14 protein-coding genes and 4 tRNA genes are annotated in these 17,911 nt (G+C 42.9%); 12 read left to right on the top strand and 6 right to left on the bottom strand.

Going from position 1 to position 17,911, the window contains the following annotated elements; genetic code table 11:
* Positions 1–87: 87 nt before the first annotated feature.
* The 4 genes from ACXAC4_RS00260 to ACXAC4_RS00275 all read right to left on the bottom strand — a co-directional run bounded on the left by ACXAC4_RS00260 (position 88) and on the right by ACXAC4_RS00275 (position 7,050).
* Positions 88–3,441, bottom strand: coding sequence for an amidohydrolase family protein (locus tag ACXAC4_RS00260; protein WP_475158242.1), 3,354 nt, complete (start codon positions 3,439–3,441; stop codon positions 88–90).
* 96 nt (positions 3,442–3,537) lie between these two features.
* Positions 3,538–5,697, bottom strand: a complete 2,160-nt coding sequence (locus ACXAC4_RS00265; RefSeq protein WP_475158243.1) for an ATP-binding protein — start codon at positions 5,695–5,697, stop codon at positions 3,538–3,540.
* Between the two features lie 98 nt (positions 5,698–5,795).
* The gene (locus ACXAC4_RS00270; RefSeq protein ID WP_390448771.1) at positions 5,796–6,452 is read right to left on the bottom strand and encodes a helix-turn-helix transcriptional regulator; all 657 of its coding nucleotides are present in this window, start codon (positions 6,450–6,452) and stop codon (positions 5,796–5,798) included.
* Between the two features lie 226 nt (positions 6,453–6,678).
* Complete coding sequence (locus tag ACXAC4_RS00275; protein ID WP_349285196.1) at positions 6,679–7,050, bottom strand: histidine triad nucleotide-binding protein; 372 nt, start codon at positions 7,048–7,050, stop codon at positions 6,679–6,681.
* Between the two features lie 137 nt (positions 7,051–7,187).
* Between ACXAC4_RS00275 and ACXAC4_RS00280 the strand changes: the two genes are divergently transcribed.
* Entirely contained in the window at positions 7,188–7,799 is a 612-nt protein-coding gene (locus ACXAC4_RS00280; protein ID WP_475158246.1) for a DUF2057 family protein, read from the top strand.
* A gap of 88 nt (positions 7,800–7,887) precedes the next feature.
* Here the strand turns inward: ACXAC4_RS00280 and ACXAC4_RS00285 are convergent, their stop codons facing one another.
* The gene (locus ACXAC4_RS00285) at positions 7,888–9,732 is read right to left on the bottom strand and encodes a M1 family metallopeptidase (protein WP_475158248.1); all 1,845 of its coding nucleotides are present in this window, start codon (positions 9,730–9,732) and stop codon (positions 7,888–7,890) included.
* A gap of 130 nt (positions 9,733–9,862) precedes the next feature.
* Here ACXAC4_RS00285 and murB point away from each other — a divergent pair, with 130 nt between their 5' ends.
* The 10 genes from murB to ACXAC4_RS00335 all read left to right on the top strand — a co-directional run bounded on the left by murB (position 9,863) and on the right by ACXAC4_RS00335 (position 15,735).
* The gene (gene murB / locus ACXAC4_RS00290) at positions 9,863–10,873 is read left to right on the top strand and encodes a UDP-N-acetylmuramate dehydrogenase (protein ID WP_475158251.1); all 1,011 of its coding nucleotides are present in this window, start codon (positions 9,863–9,865) and stop codon (positions 10,871–10,873) included.
* On the top strand, positions 10,870–11,871 hold the full coding sequence (gene birA, locus ACXAC4_RS00295) for a bifunctional biotin--[acetyl-CoA-carboxylase] ligase/biotin operon repressor BirA (RefSeq protein WP_475158254.1): 1,002 nt from the start codon (positions 10,870–10,872) through the stop codon (positions 11,869–11,871). The genes murB and birA overlap by 4 nt, the downstream gene beginning before the upstream one ends.
* The gene (locus tag ACXAC4_RS00300; protein WP_475158256.1) at positions 11,868–12,572 is read left to right on the top strand and encodes a type III pantothenate kinase; all 705 of its coding nucleotides are present in this window, start codon (positions 11,868–11,870) and stop codon (positions 12,570–12,572) included. Before birA ends, ACXAC4_RS00300 begins: the two co-directional genes overlap by 4 nt.
* 121 nt (positions 12,573–12,693) lie before the next feature.
* Positions 12,694–12,769, top strand: a tRNA-Thr gene (locus ACXAC4_RS00305).
* 47 nt (positions 12,770–12,816) lie between these two features.
* Positions 12,817–12,901: transfer RNA gene (locus tag ACXAC4_RS00310), tRNA-Tyr, on the top strand.
* 45 nt (positions 12,902–12,946) lie between these two features.
* Positions 12,947–13,021 (top strand) — tRNA-Gly (locus tag ACXAC4_RS00315).
* Positions 13,022–13,033: 12 nt separating this feature from the next.
* Positions 13,034–13,109 (top strand) — tRNA-Thr (locus ACXAC4_RS00320).
* A 138-nt stretch (positions 13,110–13,247) separates the two neighbouring features.
* A complete protein-coding gene (gene tuf, locus ACXAC4_RS00325) occupies positions 13,248–14,432 on the top strand; it encodes an elongation factor Tu (RefSeq protein ID WP_058028464.1) in 1,185 nt (394 codons plus the stop codon).
* 564 nt (positions 14,433–14,996) lie between these two features.
* Entirely contained in the window at positions 14,997–15,161 is a 165-nt protein-coding gene (locus ACXAC4_RS00330) for a hypothetical protein (protein ID WP_475158258.1), read from the top strand.
* Between the two features lie 88 nt (positions 15,162–15,249).
* The gene (locus ACXAC4_RS00335) at positions 15,250–15,735 is read left to right on the top strand and encodes a hypothetical protein (RefSeq protein ID WP_475158259.1); all 486 of its coding nucleotides are present in this window, start codon (positions 15,250–15,252) and stop codon (positions 15,733–15,735) included.
* Between the two features lie 119 nt (positions 15,736–15,854).
* On the opposite strand, the gene ACXAC4_RS00340 is transcribed toward ACXAC4_RS00335, so the two are convergent.
* Positions 15,855–17,063 (bottom strand): dipeptidase, encoded by a 1,209-nt coding sequence (locus ACXAC4_RS00340; RefSeq protein ID WP_475158260.1) that lies wholly within the window; start codon positions 17,061–17,063, stop codon positions 15,855–15,857.
* A gap of 185 nt (positions 17,064–17,248) precedes the next feature.
* On the opposite strand from ACXAC4_RS00340, the gene ACXAC4_RS00345 reads away from it, so the two are divergent.
* The gene (locus tag ACXAC4_RS00345; RefSeq protein WP_475158261.1) at positions 17,249–17,899 is read left to right on the top strand and encodes a hypothetical protein; all 651 of its coding nucleotides are present in this window, start codon (positions 17,249–17,251) and stop codon (positions 17,897–17,899) included.
* Positions 17,900–17,911 lie beyond the last annotated feature (12 nt).

Here is a 17,911-nt window from a genome sequence, read left to right on the forward strand (position 1 = left end):
TATGAATGTAAAAAAGGCCGCTGATTTGCGGCCTTTTGACGTTTTTACACTACATCAAACTGTAACAATTAATCTGAGCTCAGGTTATTAATGCTTCCAGTGATATTTATGTGCTTTTTCTTCCATGTAGGCTTCGGTTGCTGAGTGCATAGGTGCTTTGCTGCCGTTTTCGAAGAAGAATGGCTGACGTTGACGGTTGTAGTTACCTACTTCGTTCATGGTTGCAGCATCATAGATACGGCCATTAAGTACTGTGTAAGCGACTTTTTCTGACTGACGAATATCGTTTAGAACGTCACCGTCGATGATCACTAAGTCAGCTAATTTGCCTTTTTCAATGGTACCTATGTCATTGTCTAGCGCTAGGTATTTAGCACCATCAATTGTACCACTTCGTAGCGCTTCCCATGCTGTGAAGCCACCTTGTGCCATTGACCATAACTCCCAATGCGCACCTAAACCTTCACGCTGACCGTGTGCACCAATGTGAACTGTAACGCCTTTATCGCGTAACTGCTTCGCAGATTTAGCGGCATTGATGTGGTTATAGTGGTGCTCTGGTGCCGTAGGACGACGAATTGAGCGTGGGTTTAGAATATAGTCAGGTACGAATGCTTTTAAGCGCTCGTTTTTCCATACTTCTGTTTTGTCGTAGAAGTAATCTTCCCCTTTAATACCACCGTAAGCGACGTTAAACGTTGGTGTAAAGCCCGCTTTGGTTTGGCTCCACATTTGCACTACGTCTGAGTAGATGTTTGGAATTGGAAGTGCGTGCTCAAGACCAGTGTGACCATCGATGATCATATTCATGTTCTGTTGGAACTTAGAGCCGCCTTCAGGCACGACCATGATTTCCATTTCTTTCGCTGCTTCTAGCACTTGCTGGCGTGTGTCACGACGAGGATGGTTGTAGCTCTTCACTGAGATCGCACCGGCATCCTTTAGACGTTTAACGTGGAACTGTGCATCTTCAAGATTGTTGATCGGCGTTTTATAACCCGGCGCATTACCTGCGTATAAAATACGACCTACAGAGTAGATACGAGGTGCAACCGTTAGACCAGCACGCTGAAGCTCAGCCATTGAGAACACTTCGTTTGAATCATTCGATGGATCGTGGATGGTTGTAACACCAAAGCTCACGTTAGAGAACTGGTTCCAGTTCTGCTCAGGCTGTAAGTTGCGACTACCATAGCTGCCGTGTGCGTGTGCATCAACAAGGCCTGGGATCACAGTCTTACCTGAGATATCCATGACTTTTGCTTTGTTAGGAATAGTCACATCGCCGCGCGTACCTACTGCGATAATGCGGTTATCTTCGATCAGTACCACACCGTCTTCGATGATTTCTTGTTCTTGCTCTGCGTTACGCATGGTTACGACTTTACCGCCAACTAGGGCTAGTATGCCTTCTGGCTTATCCGCTTTTTTCTCAAAGCTTAAGTCGATGCCTTCAGCCGTTAGCTCGCTGACATCATCTGCTGCGCCTTCTAAGAACGCAAATGTATCAGTTAGCTTGCGTTGATAAAGGTTAGGACCAAACGCCCAAGTTAATGCGCTGCTGTCAGCTTTCCAGTTTAAGAAGTCACCAGAATACTTAGACACTTGCTTAACAGGGAATGATTTAGTGCCCTTGTTAATAGATAGAGTTTTACCTGTGCTTGTGAATGGCGCTACAAAGGTATTGAAGTTTTCAATGAAGGCCACGTATTTGCCGTTTGGTGATACGCGGTAGTCAAAGATGTACTCACCTTTGAAGTGTGAGCGCTCTTGCTGACCGTTTAAGTCGACTGATTTAAGTTCACGGCTAGTTTCGCTGCTTGCAACATTGAAGAAGATACGGTCGCTGTCAGCACCAAAGTGTGGGTTGTCACCACGTTTGATGATGCGCTTTGCTTCACCGCCCTTAACACTGGTTAAGTAAATGCCCGGCTCCATTGACCAGTCACCACTGAGTAAGTAACCACCGGTTACTTTGCGGTAAAGTACTTTTTTACCATCTGGTGAGAAGCTTGGGTTGATGTAGTGACCTGGCTCTTGCGTGATCACTTTACCTTTACCACCTTTTGCAGATACCACGCGAACCGCGCCTAAATCTTGGTCATCCCAGCTTGTATAGACAATATATTTGCCATCACGAGAGAAGCTAGGGTAGAACTCAAAGTGGTCGTTTTGCTTAGTCACACGCTTTACTTTACCTGACGCGATGTCTTTGGTGTAAAGGTGACCAAGTGCTTGAAATAGGGCTGTTTTACCATCTGGAGAAATTTGTGACCAACGTGCCAGCTTCACTTTGAATGTGTCAGGGGCAACGTCTACTGCAAACTTCAGCGCTGGCGTGATTTGCTTTTCAGCCACAACACGCGTTGGGATCACTTGCGCTTGCTTGCTAGCAATGTTTACTTTGTGGAATACACCACCTGACCAGAACACTAATGCTTTACCGTCTGGCGTATAAGCAAATGCTGGCGTATTACCTTGTGCGCCATTTGCTTCTTGTAAGTCACGGTCTAGACCTGCAAAGATTTCAGTCTCGATACCTGACTTAAGATCTTTGATATACAGGGCACTTTGCATCTCTTTGCCATTCTCGATGCGCTTTACAAACGCAAGCGATTTACCGTCTGGGCTTGGCGTTGGACGAATAGCACCACCTGAGCCGCGGATCACGGTTTCTTCTTCACCGGTTGCTAAATCCCAAGAGCGGATCTCAAAGACTGACTCAAGTGCGTTTTTGTTGTATTGCCAGCGTACGCCTGCCGTTGCGTCAACTGAGTAATAGATTTTTTTACCGTCTTTTGAGAAAGCCGGTTCTGCAACGTTCTTCTGTGACTTAGCACCATGTAGACGCTCTCGTACAATTACGCCTTTACCACCAGAAATGTGGTACATACGAATTGAACCACCAGGAATTGTACGGCCAGTTACTTGACCTTGCTTAACCGCAAGGTATTGACCATCTGGCGACCAAGCTGGGTTGTGAAGTAGGTTGTGAGATTCGGTCGATACTTTACGCATGTTCTCGCCGTTCACATCCATAACCCATAGGTTCTCAGCACCTTCTCGGTCAGAGATAAACGCAATTTTAGACCCATCTGGAGAGAATTTCGGTTGGAAGTTCCATGCTCTGTCATTGGTAATTGCTGTTGCTTTACCACCTGAGATAGGCATCACATAGATGTCGCCTAACATATCGAAGATAATGTTTTTGCCATCAGGACTAACGTCTAGGTTACTCCATGTCGTTTCGTTGGTGTCGATGGTGATGGTTTGTTTTTCACCTGGTGGGTTTAGTACATCCCACTTGTCTGACTTTTTAGCTTCAGTTTTTACAGCGGCCTTATCGGTTGCTTTACTATCAGCATTAGCAAGCGCAGGAGCACTTGCACCGAATACGGCTAAACTGACGGCCAGCGCCAGTGGTGTTTTAAGTAATGCCATAATGGTTCCCTTTGTTTTGTTATATGTGTGATATTCACACTTGTCATTAGCATGACGAATTTGCTTCAAAGTGTCGACTCTGCGCGATAAAACGCCTTAATTCAGCGTTTGGGAGCGAACGAATTGCAAATATGCCGATAAGCTGTCTTGCCACAAGACCATGGCTTGAGTCAGTTCTTCGTGGGCAGATTTATCTTCTAGTAAACGACGCTCGATGGTTTTTAGCATTTGCCCATAGCGATTAAAGCCTAATTGTAAGGCTGTGCTCGCTTGGCGATGTAGCATTTTTATGCATTGGTCGTTGTCTGTGTCTAACTGCTGCTGAATGCTAATTAATTTATTGCGCGCAGAAAGTACAAATTCATTGTAAATAGAAGACACTTCATCTTCATTAAAGTTTTTCTGTAAAGAGCTCGCCGCGGTTTCATCATATAGCACATCAGCCAGTTCAACACTGATGGTAGGCTCTTTTAGAGTCTGTGAATCACTGAGCGCTTGTCGTAGCTTCTCTTGTTTGATGGGCTTGGCAACAATGTCTTTGATCCCCAGCATCATATACTCTTTGATTTCATCCGGGCTTAAGCTTGCAGTAAACGCGAGGAAAGGCGTGCGCTGATTTTTATGTTCTATTTTCTTCAATGATTTCAGTACTTCTTGACCGGTCAAATCGGGTAGATTCATATCGAGCAACACAGCATCAAACTGGTGATGTTGAAGTAAATCGAGTGCTGACTGCCCTGTAGTTGCGAGCTTCACTTTGTGCTCATCTTCAGCCATAAACTCAATGGCAATTTTTTGGTTTAACTCTAAATCTTCGACTAATAAAATGTTAAGCCCAGTCACACAGTCTGTTTCATGGAGACGTTGCGGGACAAGGCTGAGTTCACCAATAGCAAGGTTTAAACTAAAACTAAACACACTACCTTTATTTAACTGACTGGCAATTTCGAGCTTTGAACCTAAACGTTCGAGTAAGCGTGCAGTAATCGCCAACCCCAAACCAGTACCGCCTTTTACTTTACCTGCGCTACTTTGCACATAAGGCTGAGTTAGTTTTTCAATATCGTCATCTTCAATGCCTGGACCTGAGTCGATCACGCTGAATGTAACGGTATGTGCCATAGCACTATCTTGCTCAAGGTGGACTTTAATTTTTACTGTTCCTGAGTCGGTAAACTTAATGGCATTGCCGACGAGGTTAATGATAATTTGTCGAAGCTTTTGTTGGTCACAGTAATAACAAGCCTGTTCAGGCAGGTCGTAGTCGAGCTCAAACTTCAATTGTTTTTGTTCTGCTAATGGCGTGAGCAGCAAGCAGAGATTATTTAACCAAGTCTTGAGCTCGATATCTTCTTCATAGAGTGACTCATCACTTTGCTCTAAACTGGCGTAATCGAGTACTTTATCAATGAGTAAATTAAGCGACTCTGCGGAGTTAATAATGGCTTCGCAATAAGCTTTATTTTTTGGGCTCTTAGTGCGGCTTAATACCAGTTGTGCGCTGCCTAGAATACCGTTAAGTGGGGTGCGGATTTCATGGCTTACCGTAGATAAAAATAAGCCACGTATTTCTAAATCTTTTTGTGCTTTTTCAGTCAGCGCATTTAAGTGTAATTCACGTCGCTCATTACAGAGCAGGGCCATACCAGTGGCATAGAAGATTGGAGAGAGCACGCCATTAATGAATACGGTGGTTGTGAACCAGGTGTCTTGCATAATGGTAAGGTGTGTGACCTCTCCCATCATAATTGAGCGGCCAATAAAAGCGATAAGCAGCAAACCAAGCACTATGGTATATACAATGGTGCCATTGGGGTAGCGTGGGCGGGCAAATCGCCAAAACATTGATAGCAGCAACACAATTTCAGCGATGTGTTGTAAGTCTGAAATCCAGATCCGCGCTCTTAAATTGTCGTCGACTATGCTGTAGTAGCCCAAAGCAACGAGTAAAACGCAAGTAAATGCTAAGAAACTCTTTAACTCCCAACCTTTGTGCTCTAAGAATTGGCTGATCGCTAATACATGAATAATGGATGCGGCAAATAAAAGCGCATTACCAATGCCTATGGTTTGCCAATGCTCTAAATAACCATGAAGTGAAAAGCTCATAGTTGCCAGAAAAAGTACCAGCGGATAGAGGATATAAGTGGCAGTGCCGGGTATGTTTTTATTGGTTCGCCAAGTTAAGTAACATAACAAGGTCATCATGGCCATCATAGCGCCACTAGTAAAATAGAGAGTTTTGGGATCAAACATACGCGTCGAACTTATTAAGTAATGACTCTAGCATAGAGGGAAGTTAGGAACAGGTAAAGAAAGAGGAAGCTAGGCTTCCTCTTTTGAGAATTGTTTTGTTAACGAATTTCGTCTGGGATATTTTGTTGCGCCCAAGACAACAATTCAATTCGGTTACGGCATTTAGTCTTTCTGAATGCACTGTAAAGATGTGTTTTAACTGTATGCGGGCTGATATTTAAATCTTCGGCGATTTCTTTGTTCTTCGCACCCTTACTCATCAGTGAAATGATGGCTTTTTCACGTTTGGTCAACTTAACCGGTTCAATATCGCCTTCAGTGAGTTTATGAAGTGCATCTTTATTGAATTGCAACATACGGTTAAGGGCATTACACATGATGTCACGACGATACCAAAGTTGGTTTTCCATTAGTAAACGGATCCCTTTCATCAGTACATCAGCGTTGTCAGTGGTGTAAAACACGCCGCGAATACCACTTAGCAATGCACGGTTTGCAAGCTCAGGGTTTTCGTCTAGATTAAATAGCACGATATCGCAATTTACTTTTAGCTTAACTAAATGTTCTTTTAGTTTGTTCCATGCATCGTTTTGTGCGGTTTCGATGAATAACAATCTGGTATCTTCTGGCACATCAGTAATGTCTGTGCCGGTAGTAACTTCTAAACCTTGGGTTTTGAGTAAAGGTTGAAGGACATTAATGCCAATTGTATTAATTGGCTCTTTATCTAAAAGTAAAAAGGCGGTACTGCTCATTTTAAATGGACGCTCTCATTCAAATTATTGCTTTAATGCTAACACGCGACTCAGACCTTTTGTATGAGTTTGCTAATAAAAATATAGAAAATTTTGCTATATATACAAGCATTTTTGTTAAATAATGCGACTAATTGGTATTTTCAATTTTAACCAATTGATAATGTTATTATTTTGTTAGCCGCATTAATAGCTTATTCATTTACATTTATTAACGCGGAATTTTTTAAATTAATTCTTTTTTCTTATTTGTGAACGGCGGCCAGCCCATTTCTAAACCTGCCAGTACGTGCAAGTGAACATGAAATACAGTTTGACCCCCATGCTCATTACAATTCATCACGACACGATAACCATCTTCTGCAAAGCCATGCTCTTTTGCCAACTTTGCTGCCACCACGTAAAGTTGACCAATTAAATGGGCGTTAGTTTCATTGACATCATTAATAGTCGCGATGGGCGTTTTAGGAATTACCAGCACATGAAAGGGGGCCTGCGGATTAATGTCTCGAAAAGCCAGTGTGTTTTCATCTTCATAGATGATGTCGGCAGGAATTTCTTTACTAATGATTTTGTCAAAAATGGTGGCTTCGGCCATGATCTATCCTAAAAGTATGTTGTTGCTATCTATCGGTTTATTAGACTGTTTTAGTATCTATACACTAATGACAAAGAATCTATGAACTGTCAAACTGCAAATGGTTAGATGATAAAAATTCAATGAGGGAGAGTGCGATGAGTCAAACTAAAGGCTTAATTTTAGCGGTTTTGTTGGGGAGTTTTAACTTTGCAGTGAAGGCTGCAACACTTAGTTTTCCTGAAGAACTGATCCCAATCACTGTCAATGGCAAGCAAGTTGAGCACTCTTTGTTTAGTAAGAAACTCGACTTTGATTTGCCAATAGGTACTCACAAGGTACAGATAAAATATAGTGACCTATATGAGCTAGACTATGATGAGCACCAAACCGTGTCATCAGCGCCTTTTTGGGTTGAAGTGGCTATTACTCAAGATGGCCAATATCAAATTGGTTTTGATAGAGCGAAAGATGCGGATGCTGCCGAGCGGTTTGCTAAAGCGCCGAGTGTATATGTGATCGCACCGAATAAATCTCAGCAAGTGGCTGTCAAAGTAAAACCAAAAGCAGTGACCGCTCCCGCAGTGGTCGCAGCAACTGTTCAAACTACAGCAACGCCAATGGCGATTACAACACAGATTGCACCTAAGAGTAGAAAACAGATTGAAGGGGTGACTCACCCAAGTGCAGAGCTCATGTTGCATTATTGGTGGCAACAGGCCGATGAAAAGCAGCGAGAGGCGTTTTTGAAAGCGGTTAAAGTGAATTAAACACGATTCAAGTGCATTTGTTAAATTGAGCTATAGCAAACAAAAAGGGCCGTAGTCAGGCCCTTTTGTTTATATATTTATACTCTGTTTATTTAAAAATCGCGTCCACAGTACCTTGCGCTAACGGGTGATAACCCGGACGTGCATTGTTATATACCTTTTGTGCCCAGTCGCGTTTGCCATGTTTTACAAGCGACTTATATAAAGGCACGATAAGCTTACGGCGGCCAATGCTAGTAAGGTGTTTATCTAATGCCGGATAAATGGCCTCATAACCGTTACCTACAGCTAACATATACCAAGCAAACGCACGCTCAGCGTTGGTTGAATAAGTTAGGTTAAATGCTTCATCTAACTTCGCCATCTTATCTAGGCTTAAATCTCGCGGCAGGTTGTTTAAGAAGTGTAACCACTCGTGCACTGTCCAATCGTTTGTTGGTAAGTCTGCCAAGTCTTTGTCACCTTTCAACCAAGCTGTAGTTGCTGCATCGACTTTTTTAAACGCATCGGAAGTCGGGTTTGGTGCATCTGCAGGTAAACCCGGCTCGTAGATCCACTCTTTAGCTTTTTCTAGAGACACGATACCTGGGTGCTTTTCTAGTAGGTGCGTGTTTAGGTATTCAACAAACTCAGCAGTTGTTAGAGATTTAAACGAATATTTTGCAAAGTAGCCTTTTACGAATTCGTCAAAGCGCGCACGACCGTACTTTTCTTCTAAGTAAATTAGGAATAACTGACCTTTGATATAAGGTACTTTACTGAACGCATCATCTGGATCGCGACCATTCAGCTTCAAATTAAGGCGTGTATCTGGTGCTGGAATATTTTTTAGCTGTGCACGAAGGCCTGCAGCGTCTAATGCTTGTTCCATTACGGCACGGTCGCGGCCAAACACTTCTTCCATGATGCGGTTTTCAACATAAGAAGTGAAGCCTTCATTTAGCCATAAGTCTTCCCACGTCGCGTTAGTGACTAGGTTACCTGACCAAGAATGCGCAAGTTCGTGGGCGATTAGATTAACTAGGCTTTTGTCACCAGCAACAACGGTTGGTGTGATAAATGACAGGCGAGGATTTTCCATGCCGCCAAACGGGAAGCTAGGTGGCAGCATCAGTAGGTCGTAACGACCCCATGCATATTCACCGTACATCACGTTGGTTTTGTCGATCATCGCCTGTGTGTCATTAAACTCTGCCACTGAGGCATCAAGAATTTGTGGCTCAGCAAAAATAGCTGTTTGGTGTGACATCTCTTTATATTCAAGGTTACCCGCACCAATCGCAATGAGGTAAGGTGGAATAGCCTGCGGCATATCAAACCAGTAGTCACCGTCTTTAACAAATGCTTCAGAGTTATCTGCACTCATAACCGCACGAACATCTTTTGGAGTCTGAATACGGGCTGTGTAGGTAGTACGCATTGCTGGTGTGTCTTGTACTGGGATCCAGCTACGCGCATGAATTGCTTGTGACTGACTGTACATAAACGGGTGTGTTTTACTGGCAGTTTGTACCGGTGTTAACCATTGAAGGCCAGAAGCTTGTGGTAAGCTGTTGTAGTAAATACGGGCTTTTTTAGCTTGTTCTTTAAAGCGAATGGTCAGCTTTGCGCCTTTTACGCCATTGCGTTGTGCGAGGGTGAAATCTGCTTTATGCCATTGGCCGTTTTTACCTTGGTACATCACTTTATCGATTTCAAGATCGCGTGTATCTAGAACTAGGGTGCGCGCTGATACGTTTTGCCAATCAAGGGTGTGCTCTACAAAGCCTTCCAGTTGCTTATCTGCAAAATCAACGTCTAGGTCTAAATGTAGGTGGGTACTCACTACATCTTTTAGGTTTGCATAGGTATGTTCGTCGAACGCTTGTGTTGCCAATGCGCTGTGAGAGAAGCCTGCTAGCATTAAGCTTGCGGCTAAAGCAGTTTTTTTCATTGTTTATCCTTGCACGGATTGAGTAAACGAGCGGCATTTATATCATGCTTAAGGATAAGATCACATAGGTGCGTACATGCATAGCATAGGGTAAACTAGCCCGATTACTATATTACTTGTTAGGTTGAACGTGCCATCAGTCCAATCGCTCCATACTTTTGCTTTACCTGCCCACTGTGCAGCGCTCATAACCATTACTCATCCAGATAACCTCACTGAGCTCGATTTTTCTAAGCCTTGCTATGTAATGGGTGAGGGTAGCAATACGGTGTTTATTGAAGACTTTGCTGGCACAGTTTTAAAAATTGCGAATAAAGGCATAACAGTTATAGAGCAGCAAGATGTTTGGCATGTACAAGCAGCCGCAGGTGAGAATTGGCATCAACTGGTTATTCATTTACTTGAACAAGGCGTATTTGGTTTTGAAAACCTCGCATTAATCCCGGGTACAGTGGGAGCAGCCCCTGTTCAAAATATTGGTGCTTATGGCGTTGAAGTTGGGCAGTTCATTAAATCGGTCAGAGGCTATGATATTGGCAAAGCGCAATTTGTAGAACTTGCGCAAGCTGAGTGTGGTTTTGCTTATCGAGAGTCTGTGTTCAAGCAGGCGTTGAAAGAGACGTTTATTATTACCGAAGTGCTGTTTGAGCTACCTAAACAGTGGCAGCCTGTACTTAGCTATGGACCTTTACAATCGCTTGATAAAAATACGGTCACTGCACAGCAGGTATTTAACAAAGTGATTGAAATACGACAAAGCAAACTCCCTGATCCGAAAGTGCTGGCCAATGCTGGTAGTTTTTTTAAAAACCCCATTGTGGGAAGCGGGCAGGTAGACGCTTTGTTAAAGCAGTATCCTGATATGCCAAATTATCCAGTAGATACTAAGCATACTAAATTAGCAGCTGGCTGGTTGATTGAACAAGCCGGGCTCAAGGGCTTTGAGTTAGGGGGGATTGCCGTATATCACAAACAAGCTTTAGTACTGGTTAATCAAGGTGCGGGCACAGCCTCAGAGCTTAAAGCCATGATCCAACATATTCAACAAAGCGTGTGGCAAAAGTTCAATATACAACTAGAGCATGAAGTGCGTGTGATTGCTGCAAATGGCAATGTACAACTACAAGGTGTGCAAGCATGAGTTATAAAGGACCACAAGGGAACAAGCTGGCTATTTTAAAAGCCCTTAATAAGGGAGAGTTTGTATCAGGGCAGCATTTAGGTGAAAGCTTAGACATTTCTCGCGCTGCGGTATCGAAACATATTAAGTCGTTACAAGAAATGGGCATCGATATCTTTAAGCTCAGTGGTAAAGGTTACAAACTCAACCATAGTGTCCCTTTACTTGATGAATCAGCAGTAAATCAATATTACCAAGCGCTGTCGGGGCAGCAAAAACAGCTTGAAGTGATACCTATCATTGATTCAACCAACTCAGAATTAATGCGCCGTGTGCAAAATAAATTGCCGATTAATTCAGGGCAAGTACTGGTCGCTGAAATGCAAGAAGCAGGGCGTGGCCGTCGTGGTCGTACTTGGCAATCTCCATTTGGTGCAAACCTGTATTACAGCTATTACTGGCGTTTAGATGATGGATTGCAAGCAGCGATGGGCGTGTCTATTGCGGTGGGCCTTGCAGTCTATGATGCGTTAAAAGCACTTTATGGGTTAGAAGTGGCGCTGAAGTGGCCTAACGATATTTATCTTAATCATAAAAAGTTAGCTGGTGTTTTAGTTGAGCTAGATGGTCAGGTTGAAGGGCCATGTCACTTAGTGATTGGTATTGGGATTAATTTACAAATGCCCGAAACAGCATCACAGCAAATCGATCAACCTTGGACAGACATAGCTTCCCACAGTCATGTTCTAGATAAAGATAAGCTGGTGGCACATTTAACTTATGCCCTTGATGAAAGGTTGGCGCAATATCAGGTGTCAGGTTTAACTGAGATGGTCTCACAGTGGAATGCACTAAACGCATTCGCCGGAGAAGTAGTGTGCCTATCTACAGGGCAAAGACAATGGCGCGGTATTTGTGAAGGTATCGATGCGCAAGGTGGGATTGTACTGCGCCAAGATGGTGAAGTGAAAAGCTATTACGGCGGGGAGATTTCATTGCGTAAGGAAGTAATAGAATGAGATTGTTAGTCGATGTGGGTAATACCGCATTAAAAGTTGCCAGTGAAGTAAATGGTCAGATCACCCTTATAGAAGAAGCCGATATTAATTGGCCTGCGGTTAAAGAAATCGCAATTGCGCAAGTTGGGCCCGATAAGCTACTTGAAAATATAAAGTCTAAATCAGAGCTGCTTGCCATTCCTTTATTACAAGCAAGGGTGACAGCGCAGCTAGGCACAGTTAAGTGTGCCTACCCACAATTTCAGAATCTTGGCATTGACCGTTGGTTGGGGGTAATTGCCTGCCATTACTTATATCCAAAAAAACATTGTGTAGTGGTGGATTCTGGCACGGCGAGTAAGGTTGATGTGGTTACTAAATCTGGAGAGCATCTAGGTGGATGGATTTTGCCCGGTTTAGATATGATGATCGAAAGCTTAGTAAGCAACACGCAAAAGGTATTTTCAGACTCAGAGAGTTTATTTTTGCCTGATCTTGGTAGAAATACCCCAAATGCAGTTAAGAATGGTGCCTTGATTGCTACCTTAGGTGCTGTTGAAGCGGGCATTGCACAATTAAAGAGTGATTTTGACGATATTCAGGTGATTTTTGCTGGTGGATATGGTGAGTTATTACAACTTCACTTTGAAAAGCCAAGTGTATATGTCGATGACCTGGTATTAAAAGGGCTGAGAAACTGGTGTGAATTCATACACAAATAGGTGTTTTTTGGCTTTTTTGTTGTAAATGTGAGCATTTAAACAAGAAACTTTGATTTTTTTTCAGATTCTTGTTGCATCGCCCCAAACCTTGCTCTAGAATCCTGCCCCGTACTAAAGCAGTGCCGACTTAGCTCAGTTGGTAGAGCAACTGACTTGTAATCAGTAGGTCATCCGTTCGACTCGGATAGTCGGCACCATTTATTTACCCTCACTATGAGGCGCTTTAGGCAAGAATTTTTGACGTGGAGGGGTTCCCGAGCGGCCAAAGGGATCAGACTGTAAATCTGACGGCTCTGCCTTCGCTGGTTCGAATCCAGCCCCCTCCACCACTTTATTCTTGACGGTTAGAGGTAGTTGAATAACAGGTTCCTAAAGCGGGCATCGTATAATGGCTATTACCTCAGCCTTCCAAGCTGATGATGCGGGTTCGATTCCCGCTGCCCGCTCCAGAGTTCTGGTGTGCTGATATAGCTCAGTCGGTAGAGCGCACCCTTGGTAAGGGTGAGGTCGGCAGTTCAAATCTGCCTATCAGCACCAGTACTAGAATCTTCCAAAATACTTCCTTTGACTTGTCATAAAAATACTTAATAATTGAAGAATAATTTTAATCTGCATTTTGCGGGTTATTTTTATATGTAATCTAGATACACATAAATCTTACTTATAGGTTCCGTCATGGCAAAAGAAAAGTTTGAACGTTCGAAACCGCACGTAAACGTAGGTACAATCGGCCACGTTGACCACGGTAAAACAACTCTAACTGCAGCAATCACTAACGTACTTGCAAAAGTATACGGTGGTGACGCAAAAGACTTCGCATCAATCGATAACGCTCCAGAAGAGCGTGAGCGTGGTATCACAATCTCAACTTCACACGTTGAGTATGACACACCAACTCGTCACTACGCACACGTAGACTGTCCAGGACACGCTGACTATGTTAAAAACATGATCACTGGTGCTGCACAGATGGACGGCGCGATCCTAGTAGTTGCAGCTACTGACGGTCCTATGCCTCAGACTCGTGAGCACATCCTACTTTCACGTCAGGTTGGTGTACCTTACATCGTTGTATTCATGAACAAATGTGACATGGTTGACGACGAAGAGCTACTAGAGCTAGTAGAGATGGAAGTTCGTGAACTTCTTTCTGAGTACGACTTCCCAGGTGACGACCTACCTCTAATCCAGGGTTCAGCGCTTAAAGCACTAGAAGGCGAGAAAGAGTGGGAAGACAAGATCGTTGAGCTTGCAGAAGCACTAGATTCTTACATCCCAGAGCCAGAGCGTGACATCGATAAGCCATTCATCATGCCTATCGAAGACGTATTCTCAATCCAGGGTCGTGGTACTGTTGTAACTGGCCGTGTTGAAGCTGGTATCATCAACGTGAACGACGAAGTTGAAATCGTAGGTATCAAAGAAACTACGAAGACAACTTGTACGGGTGTTGAAATGTTCCGTAAGCTTCTAGACGAAGGTCGTGCTGGTGAGAACATCGGTGCACTTCTACGTGGTACTAAGCGTGACGAAGTTGAGCGTGGTCAGGTTCTATGTAAGCCTGGTTCAATCAACCCACACACTAAGTTCACTTCAGAAGTATACGTACTATCTAAAGACGAAGGTGGCCGTCATACTCCATTCTTCAAAGGCTACCGTCCACAGTTCTACTTCCGTACAACTGACGTAACAGGTAACGTTGAGTTACCAGAAGGCGTAGAAATGGTAATGCCTGGTGACAACATCAAGATGACTGTTGAGCTAATCGTTCCAATCGCGATGGACGAAGGTCTACGTTTCGCGATCCGTGAAGGTGGCCGTACAGTTGGTGCTGGTGTTGTAGCTACAATCGTAGAATAATCTACAGATTGCAGTAACACTGTGAAAAAGGTCACTTCGGTGGCCTTTTTTAATACCTGAGATTTGGTAAAACCAATGAAGATGGCGTACTTTACCAGATAGGTGCTGGTGTTGTAGCAACTATCGTTGAGTAATATCGACTTTAGTTAATGGCACAAAGCATTAAAAAAACCCGAGCTTAGGCTCGGTTTTTTTGTTTTTAGGGGTATAAAACTAGGAAATTTTAGAAGCTGTGAAACTTGCTCCAGGCTAGTTCTAAATTGTAATTCATCCATGAAGCTGGGCTCCATCGCGCATCCATGCGCTCACCTCTTCCTGCTGCGAAGCTTCGCTTCGGTCAGTCATCGCCTTTGTGCAAAAGGAATGTGAGTGCTGCGCACTCTGTCATTAAACTTTTGCACTACTCTTGCGAAAAAGGAATGAAGCACCGCGTGGTTGCCATTAAACCTTTGTACATTTTAAGTATTAATTTAGGTACTATTGTTTTCCTGAACCGATTATGCAAACATATCATTTGCTAATGGTTTGTTAGCAAATTGATATTTAATTAAAAGGAAAATTAAAATGACAGCAATCTATAACTTCTTTGCAGCACTGTTTTTAAGTACAGCGCCTGTAAATGAACTGCCAAAAGAACCAGTAATTGAACCTCAAAGCAAGGTATGCATTCCTATGCCGATAGGCGATGAATGGGACTTTGAGTGTATTGACCCATATGGTATGGGTTAATTAACTTAGCCTTTTTATACCTCTATGTTTCAATTACTTTAACCCTAAATGGAAGTTTAGGGTTTTCTAAATAGTGACTAAATTTTCCATGAACAATAAGTTTAAAATAGTATTTTTTTCACTCCTTTTTGCGTTGCTTGGATCTGCTTTCATAAAACAAGACTTGATTACAGCGACATTGTTTTCCTCTATTGCAATCTTATTCTTGATAAGCGGCCCTGAGAAAGAAGAGAATACTTTATGGTTGACTATTTTTAGTATTTTAGCGGTGTCTTTAATTGGGTCGATCGTTTTCGCTATTCAGCACAGTTTAGAACATTACTGGTACTTACCATATGTGTTATCTAGTTTATTGCTTGTGTATTGGGGCGTAATAGGCAGTAAAGAAAGTAACGGTGTGGTGCTATTTTTGAAAAATACGCGACCTCTTCAAATAGTTGGTATTGCGTGTTTACTTCTTTACCTTATCGCTGGGCTCTTATCTATGAGTTTAAACAGCGCTGTTGATCATATGAATGGATTAGCGCTTGGGCTTGGGCTTTTAGCATCGAATAAGTGGGTCAAGGTAAGGTAAACCTCAGGCAAAGCTAGGAACAGTAGTTAAAAAAACCGAACTTCAGAAGTTCGGTTTTGCTTTTGAGTCAGTGCTAGAAAAAACTTTAAAATAAGCCTAATTCTCTGTGCACTCTGTCATTAACTTTTCGTGCTTACTTTCTCTGCGTATTCTTCAGCTTGGCGCCATACGCGCATGGTGTTGCCACCTAAGATTTTCTTAATTTGCGCTTCGTTATAGCCTCGGTCTAATAACCCCTGCACTAGATTAGGGTATGTCGATACGTCTTTTAAGCCGATAGGCAGTGAGTCACCCACGCCATCATAGTCAGAGCCAATACCAACATAATCAATACCAATGAGTTTGACTACATGGTCAATGTGATCAAGTACTTGCTCTAGTGTTGCGAACGGGAATGGGTTTTTAGCGCGATAAGCTGCGGCGAAATCAGTCGTTGCTTTACCACTGTCTTCGGCTTCTTTTTTAGCAGCGTTACGTTTGTCGTACCAACCACGCGATGCACTAGTCACAAAGCTTGAGCCAAAGTTAATTTGGATCACGCCGCCATTTTTCTTTAGAGCTAACAGCATGTCATCATCCATATTACGCTCAAATCCAGGCGTATATTTGCGTAATGAAGAGTGTGATGCAATGACAGGCACTTTTGATAATTCCATGACTTGATAGAACGCAGCATCAGAAATGTGTGATACATCAATCAGCATGCCGATACTATTCATCTCTTTTACTAGCTCTTTGCCGAATGGGCTTAAGCCTTTCCATTTGCGTCGCAAGTCATAAGACGAGTCTGAGATATGGTTGCTTTGAGAGTGTGCCAAAGTGATGTAGCGAACACCGCGGTCATAGAAGTGCTTTAGGTTCTTCATGTCACCTTCCATTGGTGAGCCATTTTCCATACCCATAGCAATCGACATTTTGCCTTTCTTAAAATGTTGATAAGCATCTTTATATGAATATGCCATCGCGAATTTGTCTGGTGCACGGAACACCAACGCTTCCATGCCATCAATTAATTGGTTCGCTAATTGGTAGCTTTTCCCCTTGCCTTCAAACTCTAAGCTGGCAGGAATATAAATCGACATAAAAGGTACATTTAAGCCGCCTTTCTTCGCTCGAGGGTAATCAAAGTCACCGCCTTCAGTTGCCTTACTGACATCATCCCACTTGTCGGCGATACGGTAAGGCACATCAATATGGGTATCGATTAGAATGCTTTGTTTGGCAATATGCTCGGCACGCTCTGATGCTGTGTATTGCTTCTCTGCTGCTGATAAGTGTGCACTGGCAACTGCTAAAGCGAGTGCGGCAAGAGTAAAAGTTGCTTTCATGGTTCAGTCTTTTATTGTTTTAAGTGCTTTGATTGTAACAACAATTTCTTCGTCCTGTATATTCTCCGCTTATCCTCTTTTCTGACCACTTGTCACATTTCGCAAATTGCCATGAGGTGTTTTCCATATAGTTATACCCAACAGAGGCACACAGCCTAAACACATTAAAAATTAAGGAAAACAACATGTCTACATTCAATGCTAAAACAATCCGCCGTACTTTAATTGCTGCTATTTTAGGTTCAGTATCAAGTGCTGCTATTGCAACAGAAAACACCCAAACACAACAAGAAGAAAAGGTAGAAGCTGCGGCCAAGCTGGAGCTTAAAGAAGGCTTTAATATCAGTGTGCAAAGCAACGAGATTGATGATGTTTTTGAAGGCAGTGGTCTTGGCATGAGCTACCAAGCTGACTTTGGAAATTTACTTAAGGAAGAGGAAAAAAGTTTAAACTTATATGGTCGTATACATTATCAAATAAACCGCAGTGATGAGGATACTCAGCTTGCTCAGGCTGATATCACACTGGGTTTGAACTATGCTCATTCTGACAAATTACATATTTATTTAGAGTCAGCGATGTTACAGCAAGAGGTATCTGGTCAACCGCAAAGCTTTTCTCGCAGTTATGATGTCACTCGCTTAGGCGTGCGTTACAACTTTAAAAAGAGTTTTGTACTTAATGGCACAGCAATTCATCGAAATGGTAAAGAGAACGAATTGGGATATCGTATCGCTTTAGAGTCTACCAAGAAAGATGCTTACTCAGTAGGTATGGGGTTTAGCAGTGTAGGTGACAATGACTCGCTGTTTATTTCAATTGTTTCAATGTTCTAAGTTGGTAATGGA

This window comes from Pseudoalteromonas sp. AWM4_233 (assembly GCF_056158285.1).